This is a genomic window from Nonlabens antarcticus, assembly GCF_015356755.1.
GTDB lineage: Bacteria > Bacteroidota > Bacteroidia > Flavobacteriales > Flavobacteriaceae > Nonlabens > Nonlabens antarcticus.
Genome location: NZ_JADFCO010000060.1, coordinates 129,028 through 140,306, shown reverse-complemented (window position 1 = coordinate 140,306; position 11,279 = coordinate 129,028). Strand labels below are relative to the sequence as shown.

Here is an 11,279-nt window from a genome sequence, read left to right as displayed (position 1 = left end):
GACTGCAAACTGCGACTGCAAACTGCGACTGCAAACTGCGACTGCAAACTGCGACTGCAAACTGCGACTGCAAACTGCGACTGCAAACTGCGACTGCAAACTGCGACTGCAAACTGCGACTAAACCCGTTCCCACGTTTCATAATCAAACGCATATTTATGCTTCTCGTCAATCCCATGAGATTCACTACTGACTAATTTCCATTGGGATTGATCAATAGCAGGAAAATAGGCATCGGCTTTGAAAGTACCGTGGACTCTGGTTAGTTCTATTTTATTTGCATAGGACATTCCTAGCTTGTAGATTTCCCCACCCCCTATGATAAAAGGTTTCTTTTCAGCACCTACCGCAGCAAGAGCTGTTTCCATATCGTGTACGATAATCGCATCGGCACTTTTATAGTTTTTATCTCTGGTAATCACTATGTGTGTGCGGTTGGGAAGCGGGCCGTCAAGGCTCTCAAAAGTTTTGCGCCCCATGATAATATGGTGGCCAGAAGTAAGCGCCTTGAATCGTTTAAAATCATCTGGCAAGTGCCATACAATGCCGCCATCGTTACCCAGTTCGTTATTTTCTCCAGCGGCAGCAATCATGGTAATAGTTTTGGGAGCTGAGAGGATTTTGTCAGCCTTTCTGGATTCCGGTAAGGGATGATTCTTATCCACCTTTACCTGTAGTTGTTTTACTTTATCCAACTGCTTTTGAACGAGTTTTTCGTATTGACGTTTTTCCCATTCCGGGCCTAAAATGCGCTTTGTAATAAACACGTTGAAAGCATGATACACTAGAATCAAGAACCAAATCATGATTACCCATACCCACCATTCAATTCCTAAAAGCTGAGGAATTTCTTGAGTTGCGTCTTGTTTAATTAAGAACTGACTTGCTACGATCAGAGCTACAGAACCCAATAAGAATAATACAAAATGAGTGAACAGACCGCGTTTTTGTTTAATGCGCAACCGTGCATTCTCAATCATTTCTTTTTGGTCGGGATCAATTGCCGTCCCTACTTTTTTATTACTTCCGAACATTGGGTTACATTTATGTCAAATTTACTTAAACTGCGACTTTCTTCATCCCAACCTATGCATAATTTCAAGCAGCTCTTTCCGGCGCTTCAAAACTATACCTATCTCAATACCGCATCTCATGGATTATTGAGCACCACACTTGTCGATCATAAAAATCAGTTGACGATACAACTAGCCCAGCAAGGCAGTGTGTTTACAGACGAACGCGGTGAGAAAATTAATAAAATACGCAAGACGGTTTCCCTTTTTATAGATGCAGCGGAGTCATTGACGGCCTTGATTCCCAACTTTTCCTTAGGCTTTAACGCACTTCTGGAGGGCATCGATGAAAAAAGTAAGTTCCTGTTGGTTCAAGATGATTATCCGTCGGTTAACTGGCCGGTAGAAGCCCGTGGTTTTGAATGTGTATACGCAGCTTTAAACGCGACGCTAGAAGAAAATATCTGGCAGGCCTGCGAGCAACACAAACCAGATTTCCTGGCACTTTCGCTGGTGCAATATATAAGTGGTATTAAACTGGACCTTGAATTTTTAAAGGATCTCAAAGTGCAGTTTCCTCAATTAATAGTCATTGCAGACGCAACGCAGTTTATAGGTGTTGAAGAATTTCGCTTTCGCGAAAGCGGAATAGACATCATCGCAGCAAGTTGCTACAAGTGGCTCAATGCAGGTGATGGCAATGCATTTATGGCTTTTAAGGAAGAAGTGGCAGATCGCGTTAAACCGAAATTTACCGGTTACAACAGCAAGTTGGGCTTCAAAAATGATCGCGGTGCCTTTATGGGACATTTTGAACCTGGACATCAGGATCTTGCAGCATTTTCTGCTTTGCAAAAGGCCATTGAGTTTGTCAATGATTATGGCTTAAACAACATCTCTAGTCAAATAAACGAGATGGCTATCATGACAGAAAACCAACTTTCACAGTTGGGATTGATTGATGAAATGGTGCTCGCCCGCAAGCAACATTCCTCTATTTTTAATATTCCCGGCGATGAAGCGTTATACAACCGGCTTAAAAAAAGCCATATTATAACGTCCCAAAGAGGGAGCGGAATACGCATTAGTTTTTCCTATTTTAATGATCAAAAAGATCTCCATAATTTAATAGACTGTCTCAATGGATAATTTGAAAAAAACATCCTGTTTTATAATCGTGCTGTTTCTACTGCTGTCAGCTTTACAAGTTTTTGGACAAGGTCTCGTTGTAGGTACGAATCCCAACGATTGTACAGGTGCATTGCTTATTTGTGGGAACACTCAAATAGGAATAACTCCCGATGGAGCGGGTATAAATGAATTTGCAGAACCAGGTAATAAAGTTCCTATATGTTATAATTTTAACGCAGATCAAGCCTGGTTTAAAGTGGAGGTTGCCTCTGATGGAACTTTTCAATTTGTCATTGAACCAGATGTCCCGTTAGCCGATTATGATTTTGCCGTTTTTGGCCCCACTGCAGATTGTAGTAATCTAGGACCGGCTATACGTTGTTCCAGCACAAACCCAATAGCTGCTGGTGTTCCTGGTGCTACGGGATTAAATGCTGCTTCAACGGACGTCAATGAAGGTCCTAATGATCTAGGAGATGGATTCTTACGAGAACTGGATGTTAAAGCTGGAGAAACTTATTACATTATTGTAGCCCTTGCTGTAGGTTCTGGAGGATTTTCTCTTAGTGTGGGTGGTACAACTACATTCCCAAATGCGGTGAAGGCAAATGATGTTAAAGACATTACAGAATGTGATAATGTGGATGGAATCCGTGATGGGATTAAGGATTTTGATTTTTCTTCTCTTGAATCGCAGATTCTTAATAGTCAACCGAATGCTGAAGTCTCTTTCTACCGCACATTAAATGATGCAAACCTAGGTCTAAATCCTATCACCTTTCCGTTCAGAAATACAAGGACTTCTCAAGAAATATTTTATCGCGTAAAAAGTACTATCTCAGATTGTGCGGACTTCAATAGTTTTAGCATTCAGATTGATGGGAAAAATGTGGACGAGGACCCTATCTATATTTGTTCTTCAAATGCCAGTGAAAATTTTGACCTCGCCACAGAGATCGATAGGCTCGTTCCCAACAATGGAATGTTTGATATAAGTTACTACAACTCGCAAGGCGATGCCGAAACGGACAGTAACCCTGTGTCCTCTAATATTACGGTTACCAGCACCATGAGAAAAGCCTACATCCTCGTTAGTGATCCAACAGGCGTATTGTGTGATGTAGTTATCAATGTGCCGCTTGTCCTTGCAAATCCACCGGTGATAGCGATGCCCGCAAATCTTCCTGTATGCGACGATGATTTTGATGGATTTGTAACTACTGATCTAAAGGATCAAAATGCGGCTATTTTAAATGGTCTTGATCCGGCAAATCACACGGTCAACTACTATACGGGCAGCGTAGACCGTAATGCACAACGTGATGCGATTAATAATTTTTCAAATACCGTTAATCCGCAGCGGTTATTTGCCAGAGTGACGAACAATACCACCGGCTGTACAGCAGATACCGATTTCCAATTGGTCGTCAATTCCATACCCATTCTAGCCCCACAAGCAGATAAAATCTATTGTTTGAATGCCATCAATCCTCTTGAGTTAATTGTGGAGCCTGGTTTTGCCTTTTATGAATGGAGCACTGAAGAAAGTGGTGCCACGCTCAATTCCATTTTTATTAGCTCACCTGGTGATTACACGGTTGTGGTAACTAACGGTTTTGGTTGTGAAAGTTCGCTTACCATTACCGTCAACCCATCAGACAATGCCACCATTGAAAGCATCGATGTCATAGATTTCCAAAGTGGAAATAACAGCGTGACCATCAATGTTTCCGGTATTGGAGATTATGAATTTGCCGTGGATGAAGGATTTTTTCAAGATAGTCCTGACTTTACAGGACTGGATGGTGGTTTTCATGATTTTAGAGTACGCGATAAGAACGGTTGCGGAACCTATAGAGGCCAATTTTCAGTATTAGATTTTCAACCATTTTTTACGCCTAATGCAGATGGGTTTAATGATATCTGGACACTAGATGCACTGTCTGATTTTCCAGAAGCACGGCTGTTGATTTATGATCGCTACGGGAAATTGTTGAAACAGATTCTTCCAGGGGCTGTAGGGTGGGATGGTACTTTTGCCGGTGAGCCCTTGCCGTCGAGTACATATTGGTACACGCTCGAGGTTCCCGGTAAAACGGTGGTTAAAGGGTATTTTGCTTTGAAGCGGTAATTAGATTTTTTGCTTTTGCCGCCACCGCAACCGTTATTTGAATAAAAGATGATCAGAGAGAATCTATGACGGTTGGGAAATCTAGATTCACCCATCATAAGCGCAGATTCAAAAAATGAAACGTTTATAATGATAGTCGATTGGACTAGTTCTTATTAGGAAACTCTCTAATAACCGACTGATGGCCAGAAATAGCGTTTCTGGCTTTTTTAGTTTTAAAAACCTTGAGCTCTATTCCTGCGTATATTTGGTAGTACGTTTACATCTAATCGACCTCTATTATGAAATTAAGACTACTCCTCCTATTATTTTGTTGTTCCATTCTCTCGACCACTTTTGCACAAGTGGGTATTGGTAATGCAACTCCAGAAGCGATGCTGGATATTACTTCTAGCGATGCGGGAGTTTTATTGCCGCGGGTTAACCTAACATCCGAAACAGATAAGACGACCGTAACAAATCCAAACACTGGCGGTGATCCCGTTAACGGTACTTTGGTGTGGAATACGGGAATTGACCCTGGCACCGGTGTTTTTCTAGCTCCCGCTGGATTTTATTATTGGCAAAATACTAGATGGATTGAATTGACAGGAAATAATGAGCAGCAGGTATATATAGGAAGGGTAGTTATTGAAGCAGCTGACTTTGCTGCACCTATGAAAAGAAAAATAATTGATGGAATTCTATTTCAACCAAGGTCTATTGAATTTACTGCCATTAGTAACACTGAAACTGAAAACGGTAAGTATATTCAAAGTACAGCAGCTAATGACAAAAATAATAGTGTAGGTTATACATTCGGATACGCTAAAGCAATTGCCACTGATCCATTTATAGAACAAATTGCAATTTCTGGTGCGGGTAGTGGTAGAAGTATTAACAGAGTTGGTAATTATTCTTCAACTAATCATTGTTTTGCAGCACAATTTGTAAATCAAGAAGCTGTTAATCTAGGCAGAACTTCTGGATCTTTACTTTCATTTAATTCAGATGGTTTTACTTTGACTATTGAAGAATTTACTGATCCTATTGTTCTGCTATATAAAGCTTACAAATATTAATAATAGTAATCTTTTTTACGTCAGGCTTTTAATCTATCCTAAGTTCTTTCAGCATGAGATCTCCGCCTGCGCGGAGATTGATCACGGCTCAGCCGTGATCAATGCGCCTCCAACCAGTCTTGACCAATCCCAACCTCAACATCCAGCGGGACTATCATTTTATAGGCATTCTGCATTTCTTCTTGGATTAATTTTTTCATGTCTTCCAGTTCGTCTTTATGGATGTCAAAAACGAGTTCATCATGGACTTGTAGCAGCATTTTTGATTTGCAATTCAGTTCTTCGAACTTCTTGAAAATGTTGATCATCGCAATTTTGATAATGTCTGCAGCGCTTCCCTGGATGGGTGCGTTGACGGCATTACGCTCGGCTGCGCCTCGCACGACAGCATTGGAACTATTGATGTCTTTTAGGTAACGACGTCTTCCCAACACCGTTTCTACATAGCCATTTTCTCTGGCAAAATTGACCAGATCATCCATGTAAGTGCGCAGTTTTGGATAGGTTTTGTAATAAGTTTCAATCAGCTCTTTAGATTCTGTGCGGTCCAGGTCTGTTTGATTGCTCAGTCCGAAGGCAGAAACGCCGTAGATAATCCCGAAATTCACTGTTTTTGCATTGCTTCTTTGATCTCTGGTGACATCTTCAAGCGCAACATCAAAAACCTTTGCTGCGGTGGAAGAGTGAATGTCGGCACCACTTTTAAAGGCTTCCATCATATTATCTTCCTCACTTAAAGCTGCTATGATGCGCAGTTCAATCTGCGAATAATCTGCCGCCAGCAATACATAATTCTCATCGCGTGGCACAAAAGCCTTACGCACCTGACGACCGCGCTCTGTGCGTATCGGGATATTCTGTAGGTTGGGATCGGTGGAACTCAAACGACCGGTCGCAGCGACGGTTTGCATATAATTTGTATGAATGCGGTGTGTGGCCGGATTCACCTGATTAGGCAATGCATCTACATAAGTACTTTGCAGCTTGGCAAGCCCGCGATATTCCAGCACATCAGCAATAATTTGATGATCTGCGGCGAGGTAACTCAGCACATCTTCGGCGGTGGAAAATTGACCAGTTTTGGTCTTTTTAGGTTTTTCCACGAGCTTCAATTTGCCAAAAAGAATTTCTCCCAACTGCTTCGGCGAGCCTATATTGAACTCTTCACCGGCTTCCTTATAAATATTTTCCTGCAGGCGGGCAATGTCTTCTGTTAGCTTTTGCGAAAGCGATTTCAAATAATCCTCGTCCAGATTGATGCCTTCAATCTCCATCGTCGCGAGGACTCTTAGCAACGGGATTTCAATATCGTGGAACAGTTTATCCAGATCTGCTGCCTTCAATTCTGGTGCAAAATGGTGTTTGAGCTGGTAGGTGATATCAGCATCTTCTACGGCGTATTCCTTGACCTTCTCGACTTCAATATCGCGCATGGATTTCTGATTCTTGCCTTTCTTACCTATGAGCTCTACGATGGATTGTGGTGTGTAGTTGAGGTAAGTTTCGGCCAGAATATCCATGTTGTGGCGCATGTCTGGATTGATCAGATAATGGGCGAGCATCGTGTCAAATAACGGGCCGCGCACGTTGACGCCATATTTATCCAAAACCTTGATGTCATACTTCAAATTCTGGCCGATCTTCTCAATCTCAACGGAATCAAAAAATGGTTTGAGCTCGTCGACAAGAGCTTGCGCCTGCTCGCGATCTCCTGGAATAGGCAGGTAATATCCCTTGCCTTTCTCCCAACAAAACGCAATACCCACAAGCTCTGCCGCTAACGGGTCCAGACCTGTTGTCTCCGTATCAAAACAAACGCTGGTTTGCTTCATAAGCGTTTGCAGGAACAATTTAGTTCCCATTCCTTCTTCCACAAGTTGGTACAAATGATCTGTGGTCGCCAGCGTTTGACGGCCGGTAGTTTGAGCCTCGGCTTTACTGCCGGATCCTGTCGCATCAAAAAGAGAGAATTGGCCAGAACCGGCAGATGAATCGGAATTTGAGCTGGAATCTGAACTGGTGCTCTGTTCTAAATCCTTAGAAAAGATCTTGGCCAGGGTTTCCTTTGCTCGGCGAAATTCCAACTCGTCAAAAATAACGTGAACGGCTTCTACATCTGGATCGTCCAGCGTGTACTTTTCGGCACTGAATTGTACCGGACAATCGAGTTTTATAGTAGCAAGTTGCTTGGAAAGCAGTCCTAATTCGGCATTTGCGACAATTTTTTCGCCCAGCTTTCCTTTGATGTTTTTGGCATCTTCCAGCAAGGCTTCCATGGAGCCGTATTTCTTAATAAATTTCTTAGCGGTTTTATCGCCCACACCTGGAAGCCCGGGAATATTATCACTGGCATCGCCCATCATTCCCAGGTAATCAATCACCTGTTCTGGACGCTCGACTTCAAAGCGTTTTTGAACCTCAGGAATACCCCATATTTCTATGCCATTTCCCATGCGGGCAGGTTTGTACATAAAAATATTTTCAGAAACCAGTTGCGCATAATCCTTGTCTGGCGTGACCATATAAACGGTAAAACCTTCCTTTTCTGCCTGTTTTGAAAGCGTCCCTATCAAGTCATCTGCTTCAATGCCCGCCTCCACAACGATGGGAATATGCATGGCCTTCAAAATGCGCTGGATGTAAGGAATCGCGAGCTTAATGGCCTCGGGCGTTTCATCTCGATTTGCCTTATATTCTGGATACAGTTCCACACGTTCTGCACTTCCTTGCTTATCAAAAGCAACCGCTAGATATTCTGGTTTTTCCCGACGGATTACATCAAAAAGGGAGTTGGTAAAACCCATAATCGCGCTGGTATCCATTCCCGCAGAATTGATACGCGGATTCTTGATTAAGGCGTAATACCCTCTAAAAATTAGGGCATAGGCATCCAGTAAAAACAATCTTTTATCGTCGGTTCCGTCGTTTGTCAAAGTCGTAGGATTTTGTGAATGATAAAGATAAAATTCTCAAATGAAACCCAACCTGAAATTCAGCGCGAAATTGGAGCGAAAAATAAAATGAAAGTTGATTCGTAAACGGTCGAGAAGATTCTGCGTATAGCGCGGAAAATAATAGGATCTACTTTAAGTCCTTGATTTTGGTTTATGTAGAATAAGGGAGAGTATGTTCGCTTTCGCGAAAGCGAAATTACCAGAGGTCCTAAAAATAAATTTGTCTAAGGGCTTGTCGTTGGTCAATTTTCAGTCTTTATACTTAATACATTGTACTTGATAATCTTGTAGTCAACCGTCAATCCTTCTCATTGGCCTCAAAATCCTTTCTCAAGTCTAATTTTCTGAAGGTAGGCGATACAATACCGGTAGTAATCACCGTAATCAAAGTCATCGTTCCACCGAAGACAACCGCGGTGACCGTTCCCATTAACTTTGCAGTGACGCCGCTCTCAAAAGAGCCCAACTCATTAGAAGAACCTACAAACATGGAGTTTACAGACGCCACGCGACCGCGCATGTGATCAGGAGTTTTAAGCTGGAGAATAGTCTGACGAATTACCATGGAAACACCATCAGTCACACCGCTGAAGAACAGCGCCACCACAGAGATCCAAAATACAGAAGACAGTCCAAAAACGATGATAGAGATCCCAAAGCCAAAAATCGCCACCAGTAATTTCATACCCGCATTCTTACTAAGCGGAATATAAGCCGTAGCAATCATTGTCAATATCGCACCCACTGATGGCGCGGCTCTCAATATCCCGAAACCCTCGCTGCCCACGTGTAATATATCCTGAGCAAATATGGGGAGTAAAATAACGGCCCCACCAAAAAGCACCGAAACCATATCCAGTGTCAAAGCTCCTAAAATGGCTTTTGTATTGAAAACAAAACTCAATCCCTCTTTTAGGCTTTTTATGATGGGTTCATTGATTTTAGTGTTGAGTATGGGCTTTTTTGAAATTTGAAAAACTGTGATCAAGGCTAACATCACCAACCCAAAAACTATGCACAAAGACCAGTGAACCCCAAACCATTTGATGGCAAACCCTGAAAGGCCCAGTCCAACAACCGATGCAATCTGCCAACTAGAACTGCTCCAGGTAGCAGCATTAGGATAGACTTTTTTGGGAACGATCAACGCGATCAGTGAGAATAATATGGGCCCGAAAAAAGATCTCAAAAAACCACCGAAAAACACGAGGGCATAAATGGAATACAATACCGTATTTGTAGACCAATCGCCGGTTACCTCTGGCCAGGTCAATAAAAACAGACCTAAACTGATCAATGAAAATGCGGCGATACAGATGGCAAGAAGATTCCGTTTTTCTTTTTGATCCACGATATGACCGGCAAACAACGCCATCCCAAAAGCGGGAACAAATTCCATCAACCCAATAATGGCTAATGACAACGGGTTTTTTGTCAAAGAATATACCTGCCACTCAATCACGATAAACTGCATGGACCACCCGAACACCAGCAAAAACCGCATTAAAAGGAACACGTTAAACTCTGGAAAACGCAGGGCTGCGTATGGATCGTTTTTCTTTAGGTTCATATAATTCTCAAATCCATGAGGTTTGTTTCCCACTTCTTACAAATGTTGCATGTGGAATACGGCTCAAAATTAAAACAACTCAAGGCGCTATCTCATTTTTAATACTGATAAACTAAGTTCACTATCTGATTTATCTATATGAAAAGCGGATAGGAATGGTGAATAGATAGCAACCACTGACCAAAAGTATAAACAGCAAATAAAGATGAAACAGATGAGAAGAATAACGATAACTATCTGCGATAGCTGCTAGTGCAAGCCCATGACTTTAAGATACATCATTAACTTTTGACGCATAGCAGGTAGCGTGCCTGATTGCATACATTTAAAAAATCTAATTTTGGGTGTAAAGAAAATTATTTAAAAACCTCAACGAGATTGAAGGATTAGAATATCAATTTATCCTTGAGATTTTAATGGTTGCATTAAACCTGTATTTTTTTGTTTTCGCGAAAGCGAACTCTTTCTAAAAATGCTGTTCTAGAAAGGCTTTAGTTTTAGTTAGAAGGTCCTTGTATTGCTCTGCATTCCAGTTAGCATGTCCACCGTCATAAATAGTCGATTCGTAAGGGATATTATTTGCTTTAAGTCCATCCTCCAGACGTTCCAATTGACTAAGAGCCACCAGCTGATCCGTGTTCCCGTAAAAATTAATCATGGGTGGCGTATAAGTGTTGACCTGCTGGGCGGGACTCAACGCCATGGGAACATCACTTCCATTTTCATAGTTATTCTTGTCTATAAGTTTGTCAAGAAATACCTGGAAGTTTGAGTTATCACGATAATAAGGGTCCGTAAAATCTGTAGGTCCCACAATATTTACGACAGCTTTTACTTGAGAATCCTGATTAATTTTAATGGCATATAAAGCAGCTATGTGTGCTCCAGAGCTTAGTCCTACTAGAGTAACATCACCATTAATTTCTAAATCTTTTTTCTTTGATTTAAGATGATTTAGTAGGCTTTGAATGTCTTCCAATTGATTTGGAAATGCTTTAATATCAGAACCGTTTGCAAGCCTATAATTCATATTTACAACCGCATACTCTGGAAGGTATTTTTGTAAGCCCTCAAACATGAAATTGATGCCTTCCTTGCTACCGCCTATCCAGCTGCCACCGTGTATTATTACAAGCGTTTTTGTGGTTGTCTCATTGCGGCCCTTAGGAAGGTATAAGTCATAAATTTGTTGGGGATTGTCTCCATAGGCAATATTTTTTTCTACGGTCTGCGGTAAAATGTTTTGGCTTTCTGACACATTAACAGCCTGATTTGTGCTGGAACAACTGGTTGCAGTAATAAAGGTGCAGACAATAATATATAAAATGGATTTCATGATTTTTTGTTTGTTTGACAAGTGCGATAAGATACGCACCACAATTTAAATGTGTTTCACGATTATACTAAACGATTTATGAC

General features: G+C 41.6%; 7 protein-coding genes. 3 read left to right on the top strand and 4 right to left on the bottom strand.

What is annotated here, in order from left to right; all coding sequences use genetic code 11:
- Positions 1–119: 119 nt before the first annotated feature.
- Positions 120–1,034 (bottom strand): dihydrofolate reductase, encoded by a 915-nt coding sequence (locus IQ282_RS02530; RefSeq protein WP_194850329.1) that lies wholly within the window; start codon positions 1,032–1,034, stop codon positions 120–122.
- Between the two features lie 12 nt (positions 1,035–1,046).
- Here IQ282_RS02530 and IQ282_RS02525 point away from each other — a divergent pair, with 12 nt between their 5' ends.
- From IQ282_RS02525 to IQ282_RS02515, 3 genes are all read left to right on the top strand, one after another.
- Positions 1,047–2,162, top strand: coding sequence for an aminotransferase class V-fold PLP-dependent enzyme (locus IQ282_RS02525; protein WP_228547189.1), 1,116 nt, complete (start codon positions 1,047–1,049; stop codon positions 2,160–2,162).
- Entirely contained in the window at positions 2,155–4,275 is a 2,121-nt protein-coding gene (locus IQ282_RS02520; protein WP_194850328.1) for a T9SS type B sorting domain-containing protein, read from the top strand. Before IQ282_RS02525 ends, IQ282_RS02520 begins: the two co-directional genes overlap by 8 nt.
- A 281-nt stretch (positions 4,276–4,556) precedes the next feature.
- Entirely contained in the window at positions 4,557–5,336 is a 780-nt protein-coding gene (locus tag IQ282_RS02515) for a hypothetical protein (RefSeq protein ID WP_194850327.1), read from the top strand.
- A gap of 98 nt (positions 5,337–5,434) precedes the next feature.
- Here IQ282_RS02515 and polA read toward each other — a convergent pair whose 3' ends face one another.
- The 3 genes from polA to IQ282_RS02500 all read right to left on the bottom strand — a co-directional run bounded on the left by polA (position 5,435) and on the right by IQ282_RS02500 (position 11,235).
- Positions 5,435–8,269 (bottom strand): DNA polymerase I, encoded by a 2,835-nt coding sequence (polA, locus tag IQ282_RS02510; RefSeq protein WP_194850326.1) that lies wholly within the window; start codon positions 8,267–8,269, stop codon positions 5,435–5,437.
- Between the two features lie 319 nt (positions 8,270–8,588).
- Positions 8,589–9,860, bottom strand: coding sequence for an MFS transporter (locus IQ282_RS02505; RefSeq protein ID WP_194850335.1), 1,272 nt, complete (start codon positions 9,858–9,860; stop codon positions 8,589–8,591).
- A gap of 466 nt (positions 9,861–10,326) precedes the next feature.
- Positions 10,327–11,235 carry an alpha/beta hydrolase gene (locus IQ282_RS02500; protein WP_317174168.1) on the bottom strand — a complete coding sequence of 303 codons (909 nt, stop codon included), beginning with the start codon at positions 11,233–11,235 and terminating at the stop codon, positions 10,327–10,329.
- Positions 11,236–11,279 lie beyond the last annotated feature (44 nt).